This is a genomic window from Rhodococcus sp. NPDC058521 (assembly GCF_042719695.1).
Taxonomy (GTDB): Bacteria; Actinomycetota; Actinomycetes; order Mycobacteriales; family Mycobacteriaceae; genus Rhodococcus_F.
Window position 1 is genome coordinate 104,415 of the sequence record NZ_JBHXNL010000012.1, and the last position, 25,337, is coordinate 129,751.

Here is a 25,337-nt window from a genome sequence, read left to right on the forward strand (position 1 = left end):
GGAATTGGTTTCGTAAGCCGTAGGAGCAGTGCACGTGAGTACCGTTGACACAACCAGGCCCGACGACGGGGACACCGTCGACGGCGTCCCCCGCAGTCGGATCGTCGTGGCCAGCATGGTCGGCACGTCGATCGAGTTCTACGATTTCTACATCTATGCGACTGCGGCCGTGTCGGTGTTCCCCCACTTGTTCTTCCCGAAAGGGAACGGGACCACTGCGTTGCTCGCCTCGCTGGCCACCTTCGGTCTCGCCTTCGTCGCACGTCCCCTCGGGTCGATCCTGTTCGGTCACTTCGGTGACCGGATCGGCCGCAAGGCGACTCTGGTGGGCTCGCTGCTCACGATGGGTATCGCGACGTTCGTCATCGGACTGCTTCCGACGTATCACCAGATCGGTATCGCCGCGCCGGCCTTGCTCGCTTTGATGCGGTTCTGTCAGGGCCTCGGTCTGGGTGGCGAGTGGAGCGGTGCCGCGCTTCTGGCCACCGAGACCGCTCAGAAAGGCAAGCGAGCCTGGGCCGCTATGTGGCCGCAGCTCGGCGCACCCATCGGATTCTTCCTGGCCAACGGGCTGTTCCTGATCATCACGCTGTTCATGAATCACGACAACGGCAGCCCGGACTTCGACGGGGCGTTCCTGTCGTGGGGATGGCGAATCCCGTTCCTTCTCAGCGCGATCATGGTCATGATCGGCCTGTACGTGCGGCTCAAGCTCGAAGAGACCCCGGTATTCGCGCGTGCGGTCGAGCGAGGCGAGAAGGTGAAGACTCCGCTCGCCGAAGTGTTCAAGACGAGTTGGCGTCAGCTGGTCATCGGCACGTTCGTGATGCTGGCGACCTACACGCTCTTCTACATCATGACCACATGGGTGCTCAGCTACGGCACGGCCAAAACTCCCGCGGAAGGCGGTACCGGCGCCGGATTCGAGTACACCGACTTCCTGGTGCTGCAGCTGATTGCCGTCCTGTTCTTCGCAGCGGCGGTCCCGGTGTCCGGGCACCTGGCGGACCGCTACGGCCGACGCGTCACCTTGCTGATCATCACCGGCGCCATCATGGTGTTCGGACTGACCTTCTCGGTGATGCTGGACGCCGAGGGTATGGGCAATGTCCGCATGGTGGTGTTCCTGGCCATCGGAATGCTGCTGATGGGCATGACATTCGGCCCGATGAGTGCCGTACTGCCCGAGCTGTTTCCGACCAACGTGCGATACACCGGTTCGGGGATCGCCTATAACACCGCGAGCATTCTCGGTGCGGCCGTGGCACCGTTCATCGCGACGTGGCTCGCCACCACCTATGGCGTCGGCTGGGTGGGCGTCTATTTGCTCGTTGCGGCAGCGCTGACCTTCGTTGCGCTGCTGGCGATGCGGGAAACTCGAGACGATTCGCTGGACGAAGTGGGGGCTCCGCCCCTGTGAGTGGTTGACGAGTCTCTGGACTCGTCAACCACTCACAGGCCGAAGGCCTACTTGCCTCGGATTGCGTCGAAGACCTTCGGGTCGACGAGGGTGCTGGTGTCGCCGAGATCACGGCCCTCTGCGATGTCCCGCAGGAGTCTGCGCATGATCTTGCCCGAGCGGGTCTTGGGCAGCTCGGGCACGACGGTGATCTGTCGCGGTTTGGCGATCGGGCTGATGTCCGTCGCGACCTGTGCTTTGAGTTCGGCGATCAATTTATCGCCGGTGTTCTCGATGCCTTCGCGCAGAATGACGAACGCGACGATGCCTTGGCCGGTCGTTTCGTCCGAGGCGCCGACGACTGCCGCTTCGGCGACGCCGTGGTGCCCCACGAGCGCCGATTCGACCTCGGAGGTCGAAATGCGGTGGCCGGAGACGTTCATGACGTCGTCGACGCGTCCGAGGACCCAGAGGGCGCCGTCCTCGTCGTACTTGGCGCCGTCGCCGGCGAAGTACCAGCCTTCTTCCGCGTAGCGGGACCAGTAGGTGTCGCGGTAGCGGTCCATGTCACCCCAGATGCCGCGAAGCATTGCGGGCCAGGGCTTGTCGAGGACGAGGAATCCGCTGTCGCCCTCGGCGACCGGCTTGGCTTCGTCGTCGACGATGTTGGCCGAGATGCCGGGCAGTGGTGCCATGGCCGAACCTGGCTTGGTGGCGGTGATACCGGGCAACGGAGACACCATGATGGCTCCGGTCTCGGTCTGCCACCAGGTATCGACGATGGGGGCGGAATCGCCTCCGATGACTTCCCGGTACCAACGCCAGGCCTCCGGGTTGATCGGCTCACCGACGGATCCGAGGACACGGATCGAGGACAGGTCGTGGGCATCGGGGATCTCGCGACCCCACTTCATGAACGTGCGGATCAGCGTGGGTGCGGTGTAGTAGATGCTGACGCCGCGACGTTCGATGATCTCGAAGTGGCGATGTTCGTTGGGGGAGTTGGGCGTTCCCTCGTAGACGACCTGGGTGGCACCGTTCGCCAGCGGTCCGTAGACGATGTACGAGTGGCCGGTGACCCAGCCGATGTCGGCGGTGCACCAGTAGACGTCTTCGCCGGCCTTGTGGTCGAACACGTTGTGGTGGGTGTACGAGGTCTGGGTTAGGTAACCGCCCGAGGTGTGAATGATGCCCTTCGGCTTTCCGGTGGTTCCGGAGGTGTAGAGCACGAAGAGTGGGTGCTCGGAGTCGAAGGGTTGCGCTTCGTGTTCCGGCGATGCCTTGTCGACGGTCTCTTCCCACCAGAGGTCGCGGCCCTCGGTCCACTCGACGTCGATGCCGGTCCTCTTGACGACGAGTACGTGCTCGACCGACTCGGCACCGTCCACTGCCTCGTCCACGGACGCCTTCAACGGTGCCGCCTGGCCGCGGCGCCACTGGCCGTCGACGGTTACGACCAGTTTGGCCTGCGCGTCGTCGATGCGAGAGCGCAGGGCGGCGGCCGAGAATCCTGCGAAGACCACCGAATGGGTCAGACCGAGGCGGGCGCACGCGAGCATCGTGACGATGGCCTCGGGGATCATCGGCATGTACACGGCAACTCGGTCTCCGGCGACGAGGCCGAGCTCGGTGAACGCGTTGGCGGCCTTGGACACCTCGGCGAGCAGGTCGTTGTAGGTCAGGTCGCGGGTGTCGCCCGGTTCGCCTTCGAACGCGATGGCCACACGGTCGCCGTTGCCGGCGAGGACGTGGCGGTCGACGCAGTTGTAGGCGACGTTGAGTTTGCCGCCGACGAACCACTTGGCGACCGGCGCATCCGTCCAGTCGAGGACTTCGGTGAAGGGCTCGTGCCAGTGCAGGCGAGCGGCTTGGTCGGCCCAGAACTGCAAGCGGTCCTCGTCGGCGGCTGCCTGTAGCTCGGGTCCGGCGTTCGCGGTCGCCGTGAATTCGGCGGTGGGCGGGTACGTCTGAGGAACGGAGTCGACGTCGGATGCGCTGGTCATGTGGCCGGCCTTCTTTCGAATCGAATCGGCGGTACTGCTTTCACTCCAGTGTGAGGGTAGTCACAAGCGCGTGGGTGTGCAGGAAGCGGTCCGCCCGGCAGCAGGGTGCCTGCGCCGATCGGTCGTGATCGCGCGACGGGCGGTAGACGGTGTCGGCGAGCGGGTGATCGCGTTGCGCCGAGGTTTCGATCTTGTGCCGATTCGAATCGGTTTGATCTTTCCTCCCGACAGAAGTTGGACGTATGTCTATTGTCAACTCATTATTCGATCGCGCCTCGGTCGTCAGTCGTCTCGGGGTGAACGATCGCCCACATCGTCGTGCGGCCATTCGGTCGTACGGCCGGTTTCGGGTGCGCCCGACTCCGAACCTTCTGGGAGGACTGCTTTGCGCATCACACGTGTGGCAACAGCGGCGTTCGCGGTGGCGTTGGCCGCCGGGCTCGTCACGGCCTGCTCGTCCGGTGATTCTTCGTCGGGTGGCGGCGACGGGATCGTCAACGCCTGGGCGGGCGAACCACAGAATCCGTTGATCCCGACGAACACCAGTGAGAACATGGGCGGTCGTATGGTCGACGCGCTGTTCGCCGGTCTCGTCTCGTACGACGCCGAAGGCAACATCGAGAACGAGGTCGCCGAATCGATCGACACCTCCGACGGCAAGTTCTTCACCGTGACGTTGAAGGACGGCTGGACGTTCACCGACGGCTCGCCGGTCACGTCGAAGTCGTTCGTGGACGCCTGGAACTACGGAGCGCTGTCCACCAACGCTCAGTTGCAGGGTTCGTTCTTCGACCCGATCCAGGGCTACGACGAGGTTTCCTCCGAGGTTCCGACCGCCGAGACGATGTCGGGCCTGAAGGTCGTGGACGACAAGACGTTCACGATCGAGCTCAAGCAGCCGGAGGCCGCTTTCCCCGATCGTCTGGGCTTCTCGGCGTATTCGCCGTTGCCCGAGGTCGCCTTCCAGGACATGGCGGCGTTCGGTGAGAACCCGATCGGTAACGGTCCGTACAAGATGGCCGGACCGGGCGCCTGGCAGCACAACGTGCGCATCGACATGGTGACCAACGAGGATTACCAGGGCAACAGTGTCCCGAAGAACGCCGGCGTCTCGTTCATCTTGTACAACAACCTGGACACGGCGTACACGGATCTGCTGTCCAACAACCTCGATGTGCTCGACCAGGTGCCGCCGAGCGCTGTCACCACCTTCGAGTCGGACCTGCCGGGACGCACCGTCAACCAGCCTTCGGCGACCATCGAGACGTTCACGATCCCGGGTCGTCTCGCGCACTTCTCCGGTGAGGAAGGCGAACTTCGTCGTCGAGCGATCTCGATGTCGATCGACCGTGGACAGATCACCGAGCAGATCTTCAACAACACCCGCACTCCGGCCAAGGAGTTCACCAGCCCGGCACTCCCCGGTTACTCGGATTCGTTGGAGGGCAACGAGAACCTGAGCTACAACCCCGACGAGGCCAAGAAGCTGTGGGCGGAGGCCGACGCGATCGCTCCGTGGTCCGGTAGTTTCGAGATCGCGTACAACAGCGACGGCGGACACAAGGACTGGGTCGACGCGACTTCCAACAGCATTCGCAACACCCTGGGAATCGACGCGAAGGGTAAGGAATACGCGACGTTCGCGCAGATCCGTACCGAGGTCACCGAACGCACCATTGCTTCGGCCTTCCGTTCGGGCTGGCAGGGCGACTACCCGCAGCAGTACGGCTTCCTCGCACAGAACTACCAGACGGGGGGTAGCTCCAACGACGGTGACTACTCGAACCCCGAGTTCGATCGTCTGCTGCGCGAGTCGGCCGCGGAGACCGATTCGGCGAAGGCTCGGGAACTGACCGATCAGGCTCAGGAAGTGCTGTTGAAGGACCTTCCGGCTGTTCCGACGTGGTACCGCAACGCTGCGGGCGCGTGGTCCGAGAACGTCTCCAACGTGGCGATCGACTGGAAGGGCATTCCGGTCTACACGGACATGGAGAAGTAGTTCTCGAACGCCGCAGGTCGTAGCCGCCTGTACATCACTTTCGACGACAGGGTGGGGAGCGCGGGCGTCCGTCCGCCTCCCCGCCCTGTTCCACCTGAAACGGAACAGGAGGTGACTCGATGCTCTGGTACATCGGTCGCCGTTTGCTCCAGATGATCCCGGTGTTCATCGGAGCCACTTTCTTGATCTATGCGATGGTGTTCCTCCTGCCTGGAGATCCCATCGCCGCGCTCGCGGGCGACCGGGCCGTGAGCCCCGGTGTCGCTGCGCAATTGCGTGAGCGTTACAACCTCGACGAGCCCTTCATCGTGCAGTACCTGCTGTATCTGAAGGGGATATTCACACTCGACTTCGGAATGTCCTTCTCCGGGCGGCCGGTCAGTGAAGTGCTGGCGCAGGCCTTTCCCATCACGATCAAGCTTTCGCTGATGGCGCTGGCGATCGAAGGAATCTTCGGTGTCGGCTTCGGCCTCTGGGCAGGACTGAAGAAGGGGGGCTTGTTCGACGGCACCGTGTTGGTCGTCAGCCTCTTCATCATCGCGGTCCCCATCTTCGTGATCGGCTTCGTCGCGCAGTTCTTCATCGGTGTGAAATGGGGGATCGTGCCCCCGACAGTGGGTGGCAACACGAGTTTCGTGAATCTGCTGCTTCCGGCCTTCGTTCTCGGCGCGGTGTCCTTCGCGTACGTGCTGAGGCTGACTCGAACGTCGGTGGCGGAGAATCTGACGGCCGACTACGTACGCACTGCCACGGCCAAGGGGCTGTCCAGGCGACGGGTGGTCGGGGTGCACGTTCTGCGCAATTCGCTCATCCCCGTCGTCACCTTCCTCGGTGCGGATCTCGCGGCTCTCATGGGCGGAGCGATCGTCACCGAGGGCATCTTCAACATCAACGGTGTGGGCGGAACGATCTATCAGGCGGTCACGCGAGGTGAGGCGCCGACGGTCGTCTCGTGCGTCACCGTACTGATCGTCATCTTCCTGTTGGCGAACCTTCTCGTCGACCTGCTGTACGCCGCGCTCGATCCGAGGATTCGATATGTCTGACAATGAAATCGCCGTGAAGGTCGGCCAGGCCCGTTACGTCGCTCCCGCCGAGGTAGCGGCCCCAAGTGAGATCGATGCGGTCAAGGTCGATTCCGCTCCTGCGGGAATGTGGACGGATGCGTGGCACAACCTGCGCAAGCGGCCGCTGTTCATAGTTGCCTCGATCATCATCCTGGTGGTCGTGGCGGTGGCGGCGTTCCCCGGTTGGTTTACCAGTACGGATCCGCGCTTCTGTGACTTGGGTATGAGCATGAAACCGCCGTCGTCGGGTCACCTGTTCGGATTCGACAGGCAGGGCTGCGACATCTACGCGCGGACGATCTACGGCGCGCGGGCGTCCGTGCTCGTCGGAATCGGTGTCACCACAGCAGTTCTGATCGTCGGAGTTCTGGTCGGATCGATCGCAGGCTTCTACGGCGGCTGGGCGGACTCGCTGCTCTCCCGGGTCGCCGACATCTTCTTCGGGATCCCGCTGATCCTCGCTGCCATCGTCCTGATGCAGCTGTTCACCGACCGGACCATCTGGACGGTCGTCGCGGTTCTCGCCCTGTTCGGCTGGCCGCAGATGGCCCGAATTGCCAGGGGCGCAGTGCTTTCTGCGAAGAACAACGACTACGTGATGGCTTCGCGGGCGCTGGGTATGTCGAGATTCAAGACCCTGACCAGGCATGTCCTGCCGAATTCGTTGGCTCCGATCATCGTCATCGCCACGATCTCGTTGGGCATCTACATCGTCGCGGAGGCCACGCTGTCGTTCCTCGGTATCGGTTTGCCGTCCTCGGAAATCTCGTGGGGCGGTGACATCAGTTCGGCGCAGTCGACCTTGCGCCAGGGCTCGGCGATTCTGTTCTACCCGGCTGCGGCGCTGGCGCTGACGGTCCTGGGTTTCATCATGATGGGCGACGCTCTGCGTGACGCTCTCGATCCCAAAGCCCGGAAGAGGTGAACGCGATGTCCGACACACCACTTCTCGAGATTCGCGATCTCGACGTGTCGTTTCGATCCGGCAAGGAACTCGTACCCGCCGTTAGTGGGGTGAATCTTTCCGTGTATCCGGGCCAGACCGTAGCCATCGTCGGTGAGTCCGGTTCCGGAAAGTCGACAACCGCACATTCGATCATCAATCTGCTGCCCGGAACAGGCACGGTGACGGGCGGCCAGATCCTTTTCGAGGGAACAGATCTCGCGAAGGCGCCGGAACGTGAGTTCGTCCGGGTTCGCGGCAGTGAGATCGGACTGGTGCCGCAGGACCCGATGTCGAACCTCAACCCGGTGTGGAAGGTCGGCTTTCAGATCGAGGAGACCCTGGCTGCCAACGCTGTCGCCAAGGGGAAGGAAGCGAAGGCTCGCGCAGTCGAACTGCTGAAGGAAGCGGGTCTGTCCGATGCCGAAGACAGAACCGGTCAGTATCCACACGAGTACTCCGGCGGCATGCGCCAGCGCGCACTCATTGCAATCGGTCTCGCGGCGCGACCGAAGTTGCTGATCGCGGACGAGCCCACGTCTGCGCTGGACGTCACTGTGCAGCGTCAGATTCTCGATCATCTCGACGGTCTCACGAGCCGGCTCGGCACCGCAGTGCTGCTCATCACGCACGATCTGGGTCTGGCCGCCGAACGTGCGCAGCACCTCGTGGTGATGAGCAAGGGGCGGGTCGTGGAGTCCGGGCCCGCCCTCGAGATTCTGAAACAGCCACAACACCCGTACACGCGAAAGTTGGTTGCGGCCGCCCCGTCGCTCGCGTCGAAGCGGATCAGTTCCTCGGTGGCGCGGGCCGAGGTGCGCGAGCACGCGATCGAAGCGGTGGACGAAGCGAAGGCCGGAAACGAACTGGACGGGTTCGGCAAGGTCACCGACAACATCCTCAGCGTCGACGGGCTCGGCAAGGTCTTCTCGTTGCGCAAGGGGTTCCGAAAGAAGACGGATTTCGCGGCGGTGAAGGACGTGTCGTTCGGCGTGCGTCGTGGGACGACGACCGCCATCGTCGGCGAGTCGGGATCGGGCAAGTCGACCGTGGCCCAGATGGTGCTGGGCCTGTTGCCACCGACATCCGGGGCGGTGCACTTCGACGGCAAGGATGTCGCGAACCTGACCAAGCCCGAGATGCTGGCATTCCGGCGCAGAGTCCAGCCGATCTTCCAGAACCCGTACGGCACTCTCGATCCGATGTACTCCATCTACCGCACCGTCGAGGAGCCGTTGCGGGTCCACCAGGTCGGTACCAAGCAGGAGCGGGAAGCGCGAGTGCGTGACCTGTTGGACAAGGTGTCCTTGCCGACCTCGGTGATGCGGCGATTCCCCAACGAACTGTCGGGCGGTCAGCGCCAGCGCGTGGCAATTGCTCGTGCATTGGCGTTGGAACCACAGATGGTGGTGTGCGACGAGGCAGTGTCGGCGCTCGACGTACTCGTGCAGGACCAGATTCTGACTCTGCTCAACGATCTGCAGGCGCAACTCGGTCTGACCTACCTGTTCATCACCCACGACCTCGCGGTGGTGCGGCAGATCGCCGACGACGTGTTGGTGATGCGTTCGGGCGAAATCGTGGAGAAGGCGACGACGGACGAAGTGTTCCAGGGACCGAAGGAGGAGTACACGCGCAAGCTGCTCGAGGCGATTCCCGGTGGGGCCATCTCGTTGGGTGCGGGCTGAACGGAACCGAGTGGGCTAGCGGCCTGGGGTGGGGTGGTTCGGGGTACGGTCGTGGCCGTGAACGACCCACTCGCACCCTTGGCCGACCTCCCCGGAGTCCGTGAAGCGGCGGACCGAGCGCGCGAAGCACTCGGAGCCGTCCACCGTCATCGGACCAACCGCAGGGGGTGGCCGACGACCGCGGCCGAGGCGTCGGTCCGGGCGGCACGGGCTTCCGCATCCCTGGCAGGGGGCTCGACCGAACTGCCGGCAGAGGGGGAGGCCGCCGACCCGATCTTGACGGGTGCCCTCAGGGTGGGGCAGGCTCTCGACGGAGAATCGCTGACCATCGTCGAGTCGACCTGGACACGGGCGCCTCTGCAGGCGTTGGCCCGGCTGCACCTGTTGGCAGCAGCGGGACTCACCGAGGACTCGGAGCAGTTGGGACGTCCGCGAACCGATCCGGGAGTGGGAGAGCGACTCGATGCGTTGTCTCAACTCGTCACGGGTGGAACCGAGGTCCCTGCACCGGTTCTCGCGGCGGTCGTGCACGGCGAACTCGCCACCCTCCGGCCGTTCGGTGTGGCAGACGGCGTCGTCGCACGGGCGGCGTCGCGGCTGGTCGCGGTATCGACGGGACTGGACCCGCACAATCTGGGCATGCCCGAAGTGAGCTGGCTGCGCAGGCCCCAGGCCTACGTCGACGGGCTGGCAGCATTCACGTCCGGCACCGCGCAGGGAGTTGGAAGTTGGGTCGTGCTGTGTTGTGGCGCGATGGAAGCCGGCGCGCGCGAGGCAACGTCGATCGCGGACGCTGCTGCGGAGAACTGACCTGGACGATGTGCCCGGCCGACAGGTCCGGACACGAAAACGGGCGGCGCTGCCGACTGCTGTCGACTTCGCCGCCCGTCAGCACGGACATCGGTTACCAAGCGTGCTCGGTGGGTTGTGTGGGTGGCCTCGGCGAGAGTTCGTGTGTCGCCGGTTCGTCTCTGCAACCCGTGCAGAGTCCTCGCCGACGAGTACGCGAGTCTCGCAGGCCCACAACGCTTCTGCCCTTATAGTGGCTTGTGCTCCGCGTGGGTGCCTCGTGCCCGTGCTGGGAATCCGGGTCGGGAGATCGATCCTTCTCTTCCGGGTCGACCTTGGCCTTCCGTTCTTCCGTAACTCCTTTGTACTCTGTGACTCCCGTCACATCAAGTATCAACTTGGCTTTGTGACCGAGCGTGTCGAGGCCTTTCTGTCACCGTTTGCGGCGTAGCACTCCGTACGTGATGGCGCCGGCCATCGCGGCACCCACGCTGACGGCCGCCGTTGTTGCCACGGTGCGCGTCGCGGCTGCGGGCAGCCGTGCTCGGAGTGAAACCGGGTTGGAGAAAGTCAGTATGGCCCAACCATTTTCGGATGCCGCCTTGCGTAGAGCCCGGTCGGGGTTCACGGCGGTGGGATGCCCGACCGCCTCGAGCATCGGGGCGTCGGTGAACGAGTCCGAGTACGCGTAACTCGAGGCGAGGTCGTAGCCGTATCGCTCGGCCAGAGTCTCGATCGCGGTGACTTTGCCGGGCCCGTAGCAGTAGAACTCGACCTCTCCCGTGTATCGGCCGTCGGCCACCGACATTCGGGTTGCGGTGCTGTGGGTCGCACCGAGTAGTTCCGCAATCGGTGCGACGACCTCTTCGCCCGAAGCGGACACGACGACGATGTCGTGACCGCGGAGCTTGTGATCCGCGATCAGATCCGCAGCCTCGGCGAACACGAGTGGGTCGACGATGTCGTGGAGAGTCTCGGCCACGATTGCCTTCACCTGTTCGACGTTCCAGCCGGCGCACATGCTGGTGATGTAGGCCCGCATGCGTTCCATCTGATCGTGGTCGGCCCCGGAGAGCAGGAAGAGGAACTGGGCGTAGCTGCTCTTGAGGACCGATCGTCGGTTGATGAGGCCCTGGTCGAAGAAAGGCTTGCTGAAGGCCAGCGTGCTCGATTTGGCGATGATGGTCTTGTCCAGGTCGAAGAACGCGGCCACTCGGCCTGACTGAGCGGCGGCCGGAGCATTCACGGCGTTTTGGAAGTTCGCGGTCACGTGCCCAAGGATAGGTCGCGCCGGTCACTTCGGCTCGATGACCGAGGTGAGAACGCTGCCGCGTAACATTTGTCCGACTTTGTAAGAAAGTTGGACAAACTTCGACAGTTGAACTTGCAAACATCATCTTGCAGAGGTGTAGTATTGCAATGTCCGGTTGTTACCGGATGTGTTCAGCCCGACCCCCCGGGGCTGAACATCTGACGACCCCCGCCTCCTCCCCCCCTGGCGGGGGTCGTCCTTTGTCTGGACACGGTGTGTTCGGTTCTTCCACAACCTGGATGTTTGTCCACAATTCTCGGATCGACACTTCCGCCGGCTGATCCGGCCGAGCACGCTGTCGGGCATGGACAACGAATCCAATTCGGCCGCCCCCGCTCGACCGGTGGTGTTGTCGTTGGTGGCGGAAGCGGCAATGGTCGCGAGCGTGCGCCGCGTCGCCGCTGCGGCAGACCGCGTGTTGCACGAAGCTCACGCCACCGAGGCCTGGCAGTCCTGGGATACGGCGTGCGCGGTGGTGTTGGATGCCCGTGCCGTGACCGCGATTCAGGGGCAGCTTCGTCGACGAGCAGGAGTGATACTTCTGTGCGACGGACCTCCGGATCTGGTGGACTGGAAGGCTGCGGCCACCGTCGGAGCCGAGCACGTTCTCTGCCTACCGAAAGACGAGGGCAGTCTGGTCACCATTTTCGGTGAACGAGATCTGCGTCCGGATGCAGACGGTCTCTTGGTTGCGGTGGTCGGCGCCTCCGGTGGTGCGGGCGCGTCCACCATGGCTTCCGCCCTCGCGTTCGAGTCCTCACGTGCCGCCGGTTCGCCGACGACTCTTCTCGTCGATGCAGACGAATTCGGGTCCGGTATCGACGTCTTGCTCGGAATCGAGAACAACCCTGGACTTCGCTGGCCTGGGCTCACGGTGGAGGGTGGGCGGATAGCCGCCGATGCACTTCGGGATGCCCTACCCGAATGCGGGCCGGCGCTGCGGGTGCTCTCGTGCGGCGGCGTACGACGTACCTCGGTTGGTCCGGTCGCCGGGGATACGGCGAACGGACCCACGCCGGCCGCGATGCGTGCGGTGATCGAATCAGCAGGGCGCGCGGGATACACCGTCGTCTGCGACGTGCCCCGATCGCCCTCCGCAGTAACCGATCTGGTGCTGACGGCCGCAGATCTGGTCGTGCTGGTCGTGCCGGCAACCATACGGTCTTGCCTGGCGGCCCAACGCGTGGCGGCGTGGGTGGCCGCGCACAATCCCAATGTCGGTCTGGTCGTGCGTGGCCCGGCTCCCGGCAACCTGACCGCCTCCGATGTCGTCGATGCTCTCCGGCTCCCGCTACTGGCAGCAGTGCGAGCGGACCGGACGCTCGACCGCGCGATAGAGCTGCGCGGTTTCACACCGAAACGCCGATCACCGCTGCTCGCCTGTGCCAGAGCGATTCTGGCCGTCCTCGAGAATCGTCCTCGTAGAGGCGACCGAGTCGCATGAGCGCACTGGTAGGCCCTGGCATGCTGGATCGCGTACGGGAACGGCTCGCACAGACACCCGGCGAACCCACTGCCGCCACGGTTGCTGCAGCCATCCGAGCGGAGTCCGGAGGCGTCCTGGGCGACACCGATCTCCTGAGTGTTCTTCGGGAACTCCAGACGGAGCTCACCGGCGCGGGCCCACTCGAGGTCCTCTTGACGGACCCGAGTGTGTCGGATGTTCTCGTCACCGCGCCCGACGAGGTCTGGGTGGATCGGGGCGTCGGTCTCGAGAGAGCCGGTATCGCATTCTCCGACGAAGGTGCGGTACGCCGCCTCGCCCAGCGTCTGGCGTTGTCGGCGGGAAGGCGACTGGACGACGCGCAACCATGGGTGGACGGAAGGCTGCGAGGGGTCGGGAACGGTACTTTCGGGGTCAGACTGCATGCTGTTCTTCCGCCGGTCGCACAAGCCGGGACCTGCGTGTCACTCCGCGTCCTGAGGCCCGCAACCCAAGGCATCGAATCGCTCTGTGCGCGGGGTGCATTCGAGGAGCGCGAACGCGAGACCCTGCTGCGGATAGTAGGTTCGCGTCTCGCGTTTCTCGTGGTCGGCGGCACCGGTGCGGGGAAAACCACGTTACTTGCGGCCTTGCTCGGCGCCGTGGATCCAGCCGAGCGGATCGTATGTGTCGAGGACGCAGCCGAACTCGCACCTCGCCATCCGCACGTCGTGCGGCTGGTGGCCCGCGCTCCCAATATCGAGGGCGTGGGGGAAGTCACCGTGCGTGACCTCGTTCGCCAGGCGCTGCGCATGCGGCCGGATCGCATCGTCGTGGGGGAAGTGCGGGGACCCGAGGTAGTCGACTTGTTGACTGCGCTCAACACGGGGCACGACGGCGGCGCGGGCACGGTGCACGCCAACTCTCCGGAGGAAGTCCCGGCGCGCCTGGAAGCACTTGCAGCACTGGGAGGGATGGACCGAGGTGCTTTGCACAGCCAGCTTTCCGCCGCTGTCCAGGTAGTCCTGCACGTGGAGCGTGATCGGGCGGGTGTGCGACGGCTGGCGCACATCGGGGTCGTCGACCGAGACCGAGGCGGAGAAGTCGTGGTCACGAGGGCATGGTCGCGGTCCACAGGCCGCACCGCTGCCTACTCCGCTCTCGAAAGGATGCTCGAGTCCGGAGGGGCCAGATGACTGCGCCCGCACTCTTACTCGGTGCGGCCGCCGTCGTGGTCGCGCCGCAGCACATGTCCCGCCGTCGACTCGGCGACCTGGTCTCCGTGTCTGAAACCCCTCGTTTCCTGGTCAAGCCGTACGTCCCGATTCTCGTGATCTTCGCGGTTGCCGTCTGGTGGTTCGGTGGACTGCCGGCATTGATGGCCGGCGCTGTCGTTGCCGCGACGGCGTACAAACGGCATTCGGCTCGTCGCGCGGATGCAATTCGAGAAGCTGAACTGGGAGTGGTTCTGTGTGGACTCGAGGTCCTGATCGCCGAACTCGAAGTCGGTGCTCACCCGGCGGACGCGTGCGCAATGGCTGCAGAAGACTGCGACGGACCGGTCGCGGGAGCGTTTCGAGTGGCCTCGGCGAGGGCCCAGCTCGGTGGTTCCGCGGCGGAGGGCTTCGTGGATCGCGGGTCTTCGGTGGATGCCGAACTGACACGAATCGGAAGCGTGTGGAGCATTGCGGAGACGCGAGGACTTGCTCTCGCCGAACTGCTCGGCGCCGTACGTACAGACCTTTTGGGACGTAGCCGCTTTCGGAAGCGGACGGAGTCGAGTCTGGCGGGCGCGCGGGCCACGGCTTCCGTCCTCGCGGGCCTCCCGCTACTCGGCGTAGGTCTCGGCCACCTGATGGGCGCATCACCCCTGCGAATACTTCTGGGCGGGGGTATCGGCGGCGTCATGCTCGTCGTCGGGGCGACGCTACTGTGTGTGGGCCTGTTATGGACAGATCGCATCACCGCGGCGGCCACCCGATGACGTGGCACGCACTCGCTTTGCTGGCCGTGGCGATCACGCTGCTGCCCGCCGATACGTCGACCCGGCGACGGATACGCACCACGGGCGAAGTCGATGAAGACACTCCTTCCACAGTCCATGGGAACAATGGAAAGACGGTGCTCGACCAGCATGCCGTTCCGGCAGTCTTCGATCTGCTCGCGGCCTGCTTGCGAGCCGGATTGCCGGTGGCAACCGCGGCCGCAGTCGTTGCACCGACAGCGCCCGACACCATGAGACGTTCATTGGGCCAGGCAGCAGACCTGCTCTCGTTGGGAGCAGATTCCGGAGCCGCGTGGGAGGCGGCAGCCACGGACCCGGCCACGGAAGCGTTGGCGCGAATGGCACGCAGGTCGGCACGCTCGGGCTCTTCGCTGGCGGCAGGCATCACTGAACTGGCGGAGAGTTACAGGGGCCGGATAGAGGACGAGTCGGCCGCCGCCGCAGAGCGTGCCGGTGTGCTGATCAGCGGTCCGCTCGGACTGTGCTTTCTGCCCGCATTCATCTGTTTGGGGATCGTTCCCGTCGTGGCCGGACTCGCGTCGAAAGTGCTCGGTGGCGGGATTCTCTGACAGGAGATCGACCGGTGCGGTAACCGCCGTGCCGGCTCTACAGATAACGGAAATCAGGGGGAGAGAACATGGAGATCTTCGATATTCGTACGGTGGGGGCCAGGTTGGCATTGCTGATAGCCGACGACGAAGGCATGTCCACGGCAGAGTATGCAATCGGAACCATTGCTGCGGCCGCGTTCGGAGCGGTTCTGTATGCAGTCGTCACCGGCGACAGCATCGTGACCGCACTGACGGACATCATCGACCGCGCGTTGAATACCGCGGTGTGAGGGCAGCGATCGAGCAGTGCCGCGACGAGCGGGGAGCGGTCACGGTCGAGGCAGCAATCGCCATTGCCTCGATCGTCACTGTGGTGGTGCTGTGTATCGGCGCAATCGTTGCGGCCACGTTGCACATTCGCTGTGTGGACGCGGCGCGCGAAGCCGCCAGGCTTGCGGCCAGAGGTGACGACGCGGTCGCGGTGTCCACTGCTGCGAAGGTCGCTCCGGACGGCGCGAAGATCACACTTCGGATGGAAGGTGACCTCGTGGTCGCGACCGTGGAAGCGCGCAGTTCCCTGCTTCCGCTCGTCGACATCACCGCGGGGGCGGTCGCGGCCGTCGAGCCGTACTCCGACTCGAGTCCACGGACGGACCGATGAAAGCAGTGTCGGGTGACGAGGGTTCCGCGACCCTGACCGGATGCTGTGCGGTCGGAGTTCTGGTGTTGGTCACGGTTGCGTTGTTGCACATCGGTTCTGCGGTGGCAGTGAGGCATCGTGCGCAATCGTCCGCAGACCTCGCCGCGCTCGCGGCGGCGACGACGGTCGATTACGGCGACGAGGCAGCTTGTGCCGCGGCAAAGGGAATCGCGAGTCGAATGGATACGACGGTCGACTCGTGTCACGTGAAGGGATGGGACGTGGTCGTTACCGTCCGGGCTCCGGTGGTGTTGTCGTCTTTGGGTATTCGTGATGCGGTTGCGATTGCCCGGGCTGGTCCGGACGAGTGATGGCGTCGATCACCGTGGCCAGTACGGCGATCGCCCCCTTCTTGTCGAGAGGGTCGTTTCCGTTTCCGCATTTGGGGGAGTACACACACGACGGGCACCCGAACTCGCACACGCAGAACATGATCGCGTCGCGCGTGGCCGTCAGCCACTGCCGAAGTCGCGCGTACCCGCGATCGGCGAAACCCGCCCCGCCCGGGTGGCCGTCGTAGACGAACACGGTCGGGAGGAGGGTGTTCGGATGGAGGGCCGTGGAGACACCGCCGATGTCTCCACGGTCGCACATCGCCACCAGTGGGAGAAGTCCTATCGCAGCGTGTTCCGCGGCATGCAGGGCCCCGGGCACTCGTGAGTACTCGACACCTGCGCGGTCGAGAAGTTCGGGGGTGATCGTGTACATGACCGCCCGGGTCGGCAAGGTGTGCCTCGGCATGTCGAGTTCGGTGTAGTCGAGCACCTCGCCCGAGGTTCCACGTCGGAGATACCCGACAACCTGATGCGTCACCTCGACGTGCGCCAGTGCAACCTCAACCTCGTCGAACAGTTCACGTTCGATCGTGTCGTGGACAGCGATTTCGGTTGTCTCTCGCGCCGATGTGGTCCATTCCGGATTGTCGGCGTGCACGAGCGCGAGGCCTTGTTCGAGGTCGAGTTCGTCGACGACGAAGGTGTCACCCTGATGGATGTGAACGGCCCCCGGATGCACCGTGGCCGGTGCCTTTCCGGCATCCACGGTTCCGAGCATTCGCCCCGATTCGGTCTCGACGATCGCAACCTGCATTCCGATCCCGCCCCGGATGTCCACCGCGCTGTGCGGATGCGTCCCGGCGGTCACGAACCATCCGTGTGCGCGATGGCGGACGAGGCCGTCGGCAGCGAGTTCGGTGAGTACCTGTTGCGCACCGAGTTCGGCGACCTCGGAGTCCGAGAGGGGGAGCTCCATCGCAGCGCACAGCAGCTGAGGTCCGAGAACATAGGGGTTGCTCGGGTCGGTGACGGTCGCCTCGACGGGCTTGTCCAACAACGCTTCGGGGTTGTGGACGAGATACGTGTCGAGCGGGTCGTCTCGTGCCACGAGAACCACGAGCGAGCCCTCGCCGCGACGTCCGGAACGGCCGCCCTGTTGCCAGAACGACGCGACCGTTCCCGGGAATCCGGCCACCACGACAGCATCCAGGCCGGCGATGTCCACACCGAGTTCGAGTGCGTTCGTCGTCGCGACTCCCAGCAGCCGCCCGTCGGCAAGGGCCGCTTCGAGTTCGCGGCGATCCTCGGCCAGATAACCCGCCCGGTACGGCGAGACGCGTTCGGCGAGGGCAGGATCCACGTCGGTCAGATGGCGCTTCGTGGCGAGTGCGGCCAATTCTGCGCCGCGCCGTGAGCGGACGAAGGTCAGCGTTCGCGCGCCCTCGACGACCAGTTCGGACATGATGCGGGCAGCGTCGGTGCCTGCGGGGCGTCGAACCGGACTGCCGTTCTCGCCGGTGACGTCTTCCATCAGCGGGGGCTCCCACAGCGCTACCGTCCGCGGTCCGTGGGGTGACCCGTCGGTCGTCACTTCGGAGCACGGTGCCCCGATCAGGCGGGAAGCGGCCTCGGCCGGCCCGGAAGTGGTCGCGCTGGCAAGGACGAATACCGGTTCGGCGCCGTATCGTGCGGCGAGCCGTCGGAGCCTGCGCAGCACCAGCGCCACGTTCGAGCCGAACACACCCCGATACGAGTGGCATTCGTCCACAACCACGTATTTCAGGTGGCGGAGGAAGTGCGCCCACCGTCCGTGCGTGCGCAACATCGAAATGTGCAGCATGTCGGGGTTGGTGAAGATCCATCGAGAGTTCTCTCGTGCCCAGTGACGTATTTCGGTCGAGGTGTCTCCGTCGAAGGCGCACGGGTGGATGTCGGTCAGGGTCGGCTGCGTATCGGTCAGTGTGGTGACGGCCCGAAGTTGGTCCGCACCCAGTGCCTTCGTGGGGGACAGGTACAGGGTGGTGGCCGTCGAGTCCGCCTCGAGTGCGGTCAGAACGGGAAGTTGATAGGCGAGAGACTTTCCCGATGCGGTCCCTGTGGAAACGACCACGTGTGTACCGGAGTGGGCGAGATCCGCCGCCTGTGCTTGATGAATCCAGGGTTTGGCAATGCCTTGCTCCTGCAATGCGCGGACGACATTGCCGGATACCCATTGCGGCCATTCGGTCGTATGGGCTTGTTGTGCGGGCCGGTCCACTGCGAATGTCACCGGGTCTTCGGGCGACACGCCGGACAACACGGAGTTCAAAAGGATACGACCGTATGTACTCGAATCAGGGTTTCCTGCCCTTGGTGAAATCGGTGGCGTCACTGCAGGTCTCCGCGGCGGTTGTCGAATCGGTCGAACGTATCGCGACCAGCGGTTTTCATGGTAGCGACGGGCCGAAACCAGAAGGCGATCGGGGTCTGACGGCGAAGTCGAGACTTCCTTGTTCGCGGCAGTCGAGCAGCAAGATCAACTTTTTGGACGAATTGTGGGGATTTCGACTGTTGCGTTCCGAGAGAACATGGTTGACTACAACTGGTCGCAGCTTCTGTGTTCGTAGACTTGAGAAAGTGCACGCTCGCAGGATCGATGTTGCGGGCGCGGTGCTCTGCTTTTCCTGTGGGGGAAATCAAGAGGTACAGCGGTCGGAACCGGCCCGGTGAACTGTATGTGCTGTTCGCCGAATCCGGTGTTAGAAAGAGAAGGAAAAGCATGGCACAGGGCACTGTGAAGTGGTTCAACGCGGAGAAGGGCTTCGGCTTCATCGCTCCCGAGGACGGCTCCGCTGACGTATTCGTTCACTACTCCGAGATCCAGGGCAGCGGCTTCCGCACCCTCGAGGAGAACCAGCGCGTCGAGTTCGAGGTCGGCCAGGGCACCAAGGGGCCCCAGGCGACCGGCGTTCGCGCGGTCTGATTCCAACAGATTTCGTCCCCCGCAATCCGTGTGATTGCGGGGGACGAACTGTATTCCGGGCAAATGTAGCGGCACTACCGGCTGGTAAGTCACCAGTCCGGGTTCCGTGGCTTACGGTTCACCTGTGAGCCAACTGTCCTTCTTTTCCGCGGAATCGACTCCGCCGTCGGTGGTGGACGTCGGGGGATTGCTCGCGGGAACCGGGCAGGCGGTCACCGCCGAGGCCGGCGCACGCATTTCCGTCGTCGTGGACGACATGTGGCGAGCGGAGGCCGTGGCCGAGATGATCGACGAAGCCGGAGTCGTCGTGGAGGTTGCGCGCAGCGAAGAGGGGCGCCCATTGGTGCGAACCGGTTCTGCAGTGGAACTGCGACCGGTGGTGGCGCTGTGGACCAGAGGCGCGGTGAAGGCGGTACCCGCCGGTTGGGTGCCCGGTTCCCGCCAGCTCAGGATGTGGACGATCGCCTGCGGCCGATCCGAGGCGGACGGCACCCGCTTCGTGCTCGGACTGGATCCACACGCGCCCGAAACTCACGGTCCGCTCGCCCGTTGTCTCATGCATGCGGGGATCGCGCCCACCCTGATCGGCACGAGAGGTGCTGGTCCGGGGCTGAGAATATCGGGTCGGCGGAGACTCGCGAGACTCGCCGAAAGCGTCGGCGAACCCCCTCGTCACGCTGTGTCGGGCGTCTCCTGGCCTTGTGTGTGACGCGGGGTCCTGTGCATTGATCTGCAAGGATGGACTTCGGGTATGCCACTCTAGGAACAGGCGAACCCGGTATACAGAGTTTGTCGGCACAACTGTCGGGTGACAGATATCGACTCCAGGAAGGCTCGGGCTGCAGGTGGCTAAAGGGGACAACGGAAGTACGCAGGGTGCGGCGGGAGCGTCCGGCCGAACCCGTCGTCTCGTGATCGTCGAGTCACCGACCAAAGCCCGCAAGATCGCCCCGTACCTGGGCAAGGACTATGTCGTAGAGGCATCCGTCGGCCATATCCGTGACCTTCCGCGTGGTGCCGCAGACGTCCCGGCGAAGTACAAGGGACAGCCCTGGGCGCGTCTCGGCGTCGATGTCGATCACGATTTCGAACCCCTGTACATCGTCAGCCCGGAGAAGAAGTCCAAGGTCACCGAACTCAAGGGTCTCCTCGAGGACGCAGACGAACTTTTTCTCGCCACCGACCCCGACCGTGAGGGCGAGGCGATCGCGTGGCACCTGCTCGAAACTCTCAAGCCCAAGATCCCGGTCCGGCGAATGGTGTTCCACGAGATCACCGAGCCGGCGATCCAGGCGGCAGCCGACGACACTCGTGACCTCGACACCGACCTCGTCGATGCCCAGGAGACACGCCGCATTCTCGACCGGCTCTACGGGTACGAGGTCAGCCCGGTGCTGTGGAAGAAGGTCATGCCGCGGCTGTCGGCGGGCCGTGTCCAGTCGGTGGCCACGAGAGTCATCGTGCAGCGTGAACGCGAGCGCATGGCGTTCACTTCGGCCGAGTACTGGGACATTTCCGCGAAGCTCGACGCCGGTGAGTCGGCCAGTCCCCGTAACTTCGGGGCGCGTCTGGTCAACGTGGACGGCGCGCGTGTAGCGACCGGTCGTGATTTCGGTGCGGACGGGAACCTCAAGTCGGATGCCGTCACGGTTCTCGACGAGCAGCGTGCGCGGCGCTTGGCGGAGTCCCTTCACGGCGTGGATCTCACGGTGTCCTCGGCGGAGGACAAGCCGTACACCCGCAAGCCCTACGCGCCGTTCATGACGTCCACCCTGCAGCAGGAGGCGGGTCGGAAGCTCCGTTTCGGCTCGGAGCGCACCATGCGTATCGCGCAGCGGCTGTACGAGAACGGTTACATCACCTACATGCGAACCGACTCGACGACGCTGTCGTCCTCGGCCATCGCGGCTGCCAGGGCGCAGGCCACTGAGCTCTACGGCGCCGAGTACGTGCACCCGTCGCCGCGTCAGTACACCCGCAAGGTCAAGAACGCACAGGAAGCGCACGAGGCGATTCGTCCAGCGGGCGACGTCTTCCAGACGCCGGGCCAGTTGCATTCACGTCTCGACAACGACGAGTTCCGGCTCTACGAGCTGATCTGGCAGCGCACGGTCGCCTCCCAGATGGCGGACGTGAAGGGCACCACTCTCACTTTGCGGATCACGGGAACCGCAGGCACCGGCGAGGAGTGCACCTTCTCGGCTTCGGGTCGCACCATCACCTTCGCCGGCTTCCTCAAGGCGTACGTCGAGAGCGTCGACGAGGAAGAAGGCGGTCAGTCCGACGACGCCGAGTCCCGGCTTCCGGCACTGGTGAAGGGGCAGGAGGTCAAGGCGACCGAACTGGACCCGGACGGACACACCACCAACCCGCCTGCGCGTTTCACCGAGGCGAGCCTGATCAAGACTCTCGAAGAGTTGGGTATCGGACGCCCATCGACGTACGCGTCGATCATCAAGACCATCCTCGACCGCGGTTACGTCTACAAGCGTGGCAGCGCTCTGGTGCCCGCATGGGTGGCCTTCGCGGTCGTCGGACTTCTCGAGGCGCATTTCGGTCGACTCGTGGACTTCGACTTCACCGCGGGCATGGAAGACGATCTGGACGAGATCGCTGCCGGCCGTGAACAACGTGGAAACTGGCTGACGTCCTTCTACTTCGGTGGTGAGCACGGCGTCGAGGGTTCGGTGGCCAGGTCCGGTGGGCTGAAGAAGATGGTGGGCGTCAACCTCGAGGAGATCGACGCCCGCGAGATCAATTCGATTCGACTGTTCGACGACGAGCAGGGCCGTGAGGTCCACGTTCGCGTCGGTCGCTTCGGCCCGTACCTCGAGCGGATGGTCGTCAACCCGGACGACCCCGAAGGTGACCTGACGTCGCAGCGCGCCAACCTGCCCGACGATCTGCCTCCGGACGAGCTCACTCCGGAGTACGCCGAGAAGTTGTTCTCGACTCCGCAAGAGGGGCGCAAGCTCGGCGTCGACCCGTTGACGGGGCACGAGATCGTGGCGAAGGACGGACGATTCGGGCCGTACGTCACGGAGATCCTGCCCGAGCCGGAACCGACCCCGGAGCCGGACATCGTTCCGGTGGCGCAGACGGAGGCTGCGTCCGGGACCACCAAGACGAAGGCCCCTGCGAAGAAGGCGCCCGCCAAGAAGGCCGCGAAGAAGGCCGCCGGCCCCAAGCCGCGCACCGGCTCGCTGCTGAAGACGATGGACTTGGCGACGATCACGCTCGACGATGCACTGAAGCTGTTGTCGCTGCCTCGGGTGGTGGGCGTCGATCCGGAGTCCAAAGAGGAGATCACGGCTCAGAACGGCCGCTACGGCCCGTATCTCAAGAAGGGGTCGGATTCGCGTTCGCTGGCCACCGAGGATCAGATGTTCACGATCACGCTCGACGAGGCATTGAAGATCTATGCCGAGCCGAAGCGTCGCGGGCGACAGGCCGCTGCGGTTCCGCCGCTGCGTGAACTCGGCGTCGATCCGGTGAGTGAGAAGCCGATGGTCATCAAGGACGGACGATTCGGGCCGTACGTCACGGACGGTGAAACCAACGCCAGCCTTCGCAAGGGTGACGAGGTGGAGGCGGTCACGGACGAGCGAGCGTCCGAGTTGTTGGCGGACCGGCGCGCGCGCGGCCCCGTGAAGAAGAAGGCCACCAAGAAGGCGCCGGCCAAGAAGGCCGCTGCGAAGAAGACTGCTGCGAAGAAGACTGCTGCGAAGAAGGCGCCCGCCAAGAAGGCCGCTGCGAAGAAGAAGTGAGGGGCCTGCACGTGACCGCCCTGTCAGTCCCGGTCGATATGGTCGTGTCGTGACCGTCTTCGACCGCCTGGTGGGCCAGCACGAGGTCGAGCGAGACCTGAAGTCGGCTGCGATCGCCGCCCGCCACCGCGAGGGTGGGGCGATGGGCTCGGCGATGACCCACTCGTGGTTGTTCACTGGTCCACCCGGGTCGGGTCGCTCTGTCGCGGCACTGTGTTTCGCTGCGGCGTTGCAGTGCACGAACGAGGGCGATCCGGGGTGCGGCGAGTGCCATCCGTGCACCACCACGATGGCCGGAACCCACGGTGATGTGCGCCGCGTCGTACCCGAGGGTCTCAGCATCAGCGTCAAGGAAATGCGCGCGATCGTGCAGACCGCCTCACGTCGACCCAGCACCGGCAGGTGGCAGATCGTTGTCATCGAGGATGCGGACCGGCTCACCGAGGGTGCCGCCAACGCCTTGCTCAAGGTGGTGGAGGAGCCGCCGGATCTCACCGTCTTTCTGTTGTGCGCGCCGTCGATCGACCCGCAGGACATTTCGGTCACTCTCCGATCGCGTTGTCGGCATGTCCAGTTGGTCACGCCGTCCAACGCCTCCATCGCGGAGGTGCTGCGGACACGAGACGGTATGACCGAATCCGATGCCGAGCTCGCAGCGTCGATCAGTGGTGGCCATGTAGGGCGGGCCCGACATCTGGCACGTGACGCAGACGCCCGTACCCGTCGGCGCAAGGCGCTCAACCTTGCGGTCGCCGCGTTGCGGCCGGCCACCGCGTACGCCGCTGCAGAGGAGTTGGTGCGTGGTGCGGACGCGGAAGCCAAGGAGATGAGCGCCGCCCGGGACGAGGCCGAAACCGAGGAATTGCGTACTGCACTCGGCGCAGGCGGTACGGGTAAGGGTGCGGCGGGGGCTCTGCGGGGCTCGGCCGGTGTGCTCAGGGATCTCGAACGCCGCCAGAAGTCGAGGGCGACCCGAACCGGTCGTGACTCGATGGATCGGGCACTGGTCGACCTGGCCGGTCTCTACCGGGATGCGTTGGCGCATCACTGGGGATCGCAGACCGCCTCGAACCATCCGGATATGGCGGACGAAGCTGCCGAACTGGCTTCACGGACTACTCCAGAAGGCTTGCTGAGCTGCATCGAAGCGGTCCTGCAGTGTCGTGAAGTGATCATCCTGAACGTGAAACCGCAATGGGCTGTGGATGCGATGGTGGCGAGCCTCTCGGATGCGTTCCGGGAGCCGTTTTCGCATCCGCGGGGTTGACGCGTTAGACTCGCCTCCGCCGAAAGGCACCGCTGCCTTAGCTCAGTCGGTAGAGCATTTCACTCGTAATGAAAAGGTCGAGAGTTCGATTCTCTCAGGCAGCTCCACAGAAGAGGCCTCGCACGCACCGTGCGGGGCCTCTTCTGCATCTGCTTGCTGGTTCGGGAAGACTGGACGTATGGACCTCGGGAATCAGCAGGTGCGGAGCACCCCGCACCGGTTCCGGTCCCTGGCCGGCCCGGCCGGCGCCGCAGCGGGTGCCGTTGTCGCAGCGGCGATACTTCATGTCCGCGACCCGCACGTGGAGGGGGCGTACGGCTTCTGTCCCATGTACGCCCTGACCGGAATGTGGTGTCCGGCGTGTGGAGGCCTACGGGCGGTGCACGACCTCACGAACTTCGACGTGGGTGCCGCGGTCGGGAGTAATGCGCTCCTCGTTCCCTTCCTGCTCGTCGCTGTCCTGGCCTGGACGAGGTGGGTGGTTTTGCGGTGGCGGGGGTCGTCGGAGCGCGTACTGGTGATCGGGCGGTCCTCGACGATAGTTGTGTCCGTCGTCCTCCTTGCCTTTACGGTCACCAGGAACACTCCGTGGGGTAGCTGGCTCGCGCCGGCATGACAGAAAGTCGGTTGTCTGATGGCCATGCAGATCTTTTCCCTCATCGCGATACTCGGTGCGCTCGTCATCCTGATCCCGACCGCGTTGCGTGTGTTCGGGAAGCAGGACGAGTCGAGGGACGATCACCACGATGACTCGGATCGGTGACAGCTTTCGTTCTCGACAAGAGCGAGGGCGACGACCATGCTTTCCACCATGAGCGATTCGCTGAAGGCCCGAGTACGCGAGAAGCTGCTCCGCCAGATCACCGAGGACGGCAAGCGTCCGGTGGCGCGGGCTGAGCAAGACGACCAGAGACTGGTTTCTCTCCACGACGACCTGGAGTCTCTCGACCAGGCTGCCGAAGGTGACAGCGTGATCGAGGAGCTGGCGGCGAAGTACTGGGTCCCCTGAAGGCAGTCCTCTGAACGCGCAACGCGAGCGTGAACTCCGAGTGAAATGTGTCCTGACCAGTCGATTTGGTAATTCGCACGATGGTCGCGTACCTTATTCCAGGTCAGAGCGACACGGACGCCAACCCCGACCGAGAGGCCGGGGACACGCGGTTGGACGGCGGCGCCTGATCTTTCCG

The 25,337-nt window shown here is 64.5% G+C and carries 23 protein-coding genes and 1 tRNA gene; 21 read left to right on the forward strand and 3 right to left on the reverse strand.

Annotated elements, in window-relative coordinates; genetic code table 11:
• The first annotated feature begins 34 nt into the window (after window positions 1–34).
• Window positions 35–1,420: an MFS transporter gene (locus tag ACFWO3_RS17565; protein WP_378580041.1), complete on the forward strand. Its 1,386-nt coding sequence runs from the start codon at window positions 35–37 to the stop codon at window positions 1,418–1,420.
• 47 nt (window positions 1,421–1,467) lie between these two features.
• Here the strand turns inward: ACFWO3_RS17565 and acs are convergent, their stop codons facing one another.
• Window positions 1,468–3,402 (reverse strand): acetate--CoA ligase, encoded by a 1,935-nt coding sequence (gene acs / locus ACFWO3_RS17570; protein ID WP_378580043.1) that lies wholly within the window; start codon window positions 3,400–3,402, stop codon window positions 1,468–1,470.
• A gap of 385 nt (window positions 3,403–3,787) precedes the next feature.
• On the opposite strand from acs, the gene ACFWO3_RS17575 reads away from it, so the two are divergent.
• From ACFWO3_RS17575 to ACFWO3_RS17595, 5 genes are all read left to right on the forward strand, one after another.
• Window positions 3,788–5,401, forward strand: a complete 1,614-nt coding sequence (locus ACFWO3_RS17575; protein WP_378580045.1) for an ABC transporter substrate-binding protein — start codon at window positions 3,788–3,790, stop codon at window positions 5,399–5,401.
• Between the two features lie 119 nt (window positions 5,402–5,520).
• The gene (locus ACFWO3_RS17580) at window positions 5,521–6,447 is read left to right on the forward strand and encodes an ABC transporter permease (protein ID WP_378580047.1); all 927 of its coding nucleotides are present in this window, start codon (window positions 5,521–5,523) and stop codon (window positions 6,445–6,447) included.
• Window positions 6,440–7,393 (forward strand): ABC transporter permease, encoded by a 954-nt coding sequence (locus ACFWO3_RS17585; protein WP_378580049.1) that lies wholly within the window; start codon window positions 6,440–6,442, stop codon window positions 7,391–7,393. The genes ACFWO3_RS17580 and ACFWO3_RS17585 overlap by 8 nt, the downstream gene beginning before the upstream one ends.
• A gap of 5 nt (window positions 7,394–7,398) precedes the next feature.
• Window positions 7,399–9,099 (forward strand): dipeptide ABC transporter ATP-binding protein, encoded by a 1,701-nt coding sequence (locus ACFWO3_RS17590; protein WP_378580051.1) that lies wholly within the window; start codon window positions 7,399–7,401, stop codon window positions 9,097–9,099.
• A 57-nt stretch (window positions 9,100–9,156) separates the two neighbouring features.
• Entirely contained in the window at window positions 9,157–9,909 is a 753-nt protein-coding gene (locus ACFWO3_RS17595) for an oxidoreductase (protein WP_378580053.1), read from the forward strand.
• A gap of 412 nt (window positions 9,910–10,321) precedes the next feature.
• Here the strand turns inward: ACFWO3_RS17595 and ACFWO3_RS17600 are convergent, their stop codons facing one another.
• On the reverse strand, window positions 10,322–11,158 hold the full coding sequence (locus tag ACFWO3_RS17600; RefSeq protein ID WP_378580055.1) for an HAD family hydrolase: 837 nt from the start codon (window positions 11,156–11,158) through the stop codon (window positions 10,322–10,324).
• 346 nt (window positions 11,159–11,504) lie between these two features.
• On the opposite strand from ACFWO3_RS17600, the gene ssd reads away from it, so the two are divergent.
• From ssd to ACFWO3_RS17635, 7 genes are all read left to right on the forward strand, one after another.
• Entirely contained in the window at window positions 11,505–12,644 is a 1,140-nt protein-coding gene (gene ssd / locus ACFWO3_RS17605) for a septum site-determining protein Ssd (RefSeq protein WP_378580057.1), read from the forward strand.
• The gene (locus ACFWO3_RS17610) at window positions 12,641–13,819 is read left to right on the forward strand and encodes a TadA family conjugal transfer-associated ATPase (RefSeq protein WP_378580059.1); all 1,179 of its coding nucleotides are present in this window, start codon (window positions 12,641–12,643) and stop codon (window positions 13,817–13,819) included. The genes ssd and ACFWO3_RS17610 overlap by 4 nt, the downstream gene beginning before the upstream one ends.
• Entirely contained in the window at window positions 13,816–14,607 is a 792-nt protein-coding gene (locus tag ACFWO3_RS17615; protein WP_378580061.1) for a type II secretion system F family protein, read from the forward strand. Before ACFWO3_RS17610 ends, ACFWO3_RS17615 begins: the two co-directional genes overlap by 4 nt.
• A complete protein-coding gene (locus tag ACFWO3_RS17620; protein ID WP_378580063.1) occupies window positions 14,604–15,197 on the forward strand; it encodes a type II secretion system F family protein in 594 nt (197 codons plus the stop codon). The genes ACFWO3_RS17615 and ACFWO3_RS17620 overlap by 4 nt, the downstream gene beginning before the upstream one ends.
• Window positions 15,198–15,265: 68 nt before the next feature.
• Window positions 15,266–15,469 (forward strand): DUF4244 domain-containing protein, encoded by a 204-nt coding sequence (locus ACFWO3_RS17625; protein ID WP_378580065.1) that lies wholly within the window; start codon window positions 15,266–15,268, stop codon window positions 15,467–15,469.
• A complete protein-coding gene (locus tag ACFWO3_RS17630; RefSeq protein WP_378580067.1) occupies window positions 15,466–15,840 on the forward strand; it encodes a TadE family type IV pilus minor pilin in 375 nt (124 codons plus the stop codon). Before ACFWO3_RS17625 ends, ACFWO3_RS17630 begins: the two co-directional genes overlap by 4 nt.
• On the forward strand, window positions 15,837–16,190 hold the full coding sequence (locus ACFWO3_RS17635; RefSeq protein ID WP_378580069.1) for an Rv3654c family TadE-like protein: 354 nt from the start codon (window positions 15,837–15,839) through the stop codon (window positions 16,188–16,190). Before ACFWO3_RS17630 ends, ACFWO3_RS17635 begins: the two co-directional genes overlap by 4 nt.
• Here ACFWO3_RS17635 and ACFWO3_RS17640 read toward each other — a convergent pair.
• Window positions 16,108–18,525: a DEAD/DEAH box helicase gene (locus ACFWO3_RS17640; protein ID WP_378580071.1), complete on the reverse strand. Its 2,418-nt coding sequence runs from the start codon at window positions 18,523–18,525 to the stop codon at window positions 16,108–16,110. The two genes, ACFWO3_RS17635 and ACFWO3_RS17640, sit on opposite strands and share 83 nt — an antisense overlap.
• A gap of 387 nt (window positions 18,526–18,912) precedes the next feature.
• Here ACFWO3_RS17640 and ACFWO3_RS17645 point away from each other — a divergent pair, with 387 nt between their 5' ends.
• The 8 genes from ACFWO3_RS17645 (at window position 18,913) to ACFWO3_RS17680 (ending at window position 25,159) form a co-directional block, all read left to right on the forward strand.
• A complete protein-coding gene (locus ACFWO3_RS17645) occupies window positions 18,913–19,116 on the forward strand; it encodes a cold-shock protein (RefSeq protein ID WP_005248460.1) in 204 nt (67 codons plus the stop codon).
• Between the two features lie 124 nt (window positions 19,117–19,240).
• Window positions 19,241–19,825 carry a hypothetical protein gene (locus tag ACFWO3_RS17650; protein WP_378580073.1) on the forward strand — a complete coding sequence of 195 codons (585 nt, stop codon included), beginning with the start codon at window positions 19,241–19,243 and terminating at the stop codon, window positions 19,823–19,825.
• A 136-nt stretch (window positions 19,826–19,961) separates the two neighbouring features.
• Entirely contained in the window at window positions 19,962–22,883 is a 2,922-nt protein-coding gene (topA, locus tag ACFWO3_RS17655; RefSeq protein ID WP_378580075.1) for a type I DNA topoisomerase, read from the forward strand.
• 49 nt (window positions 22,884–22,932) lie between these two features.
• Window positions 22,933–24,150 (forward strand): DNA polymerase III subunit delta', encoded by a 1,218-nt coding sequence (locus ACFWO3_RS17660; protein WP_378580077.1) that lies wholly within the window; start codon window positions 22,933–22,935, stop codon window positions 24,148–24,150.
• A gap of 31 nt (window positions 24,151–24,181) precedes the next feature.
• Window positions 24,182–24,257, forward strand: a tRNA-Thr gene (locus ACFWO3_RS17665).
• Between the two features lie 71 nt (window positions 24,258–24,328).
• Window positions 24,329–24,766 (forward strand): DUF2752 domain-containing protein, encoded by a 438-nt coding sequence (locus tag ACFWO3_RS17670; protein ID WP_378580079.1) that lies wholly within the window; start codon window positions 24,329–24,331, stop codon window positions 24,764–24,766.
• 18 nt (window positions 24,767–24,784) lie between these two features.
• On the forward strand, window positions 24,785–24,913 hold the full coding sequence (locus ACFWO3_RS17675; protein WP_378580081.1) for a hypothetical protein: 129 nt from the start codon (window positions 24,785–24,787) through the stop codon (window positions 24,911–24,913).
• A 48-nt stretch (window positions 24,914–24,961) separates the two neighbouring features.
• A complete protein-coding gene (locus ACFWO3_RS17680) occupies window positions 24,962–25,159 on the forward strand; it encodes a hypothetical protein (protein WP_378580083.1) in 198 nt (65 codons plus the stop codon).
• The last annotated feature ends 178 nt before the right edge of the window (window positions 25,160–25,337 follow it).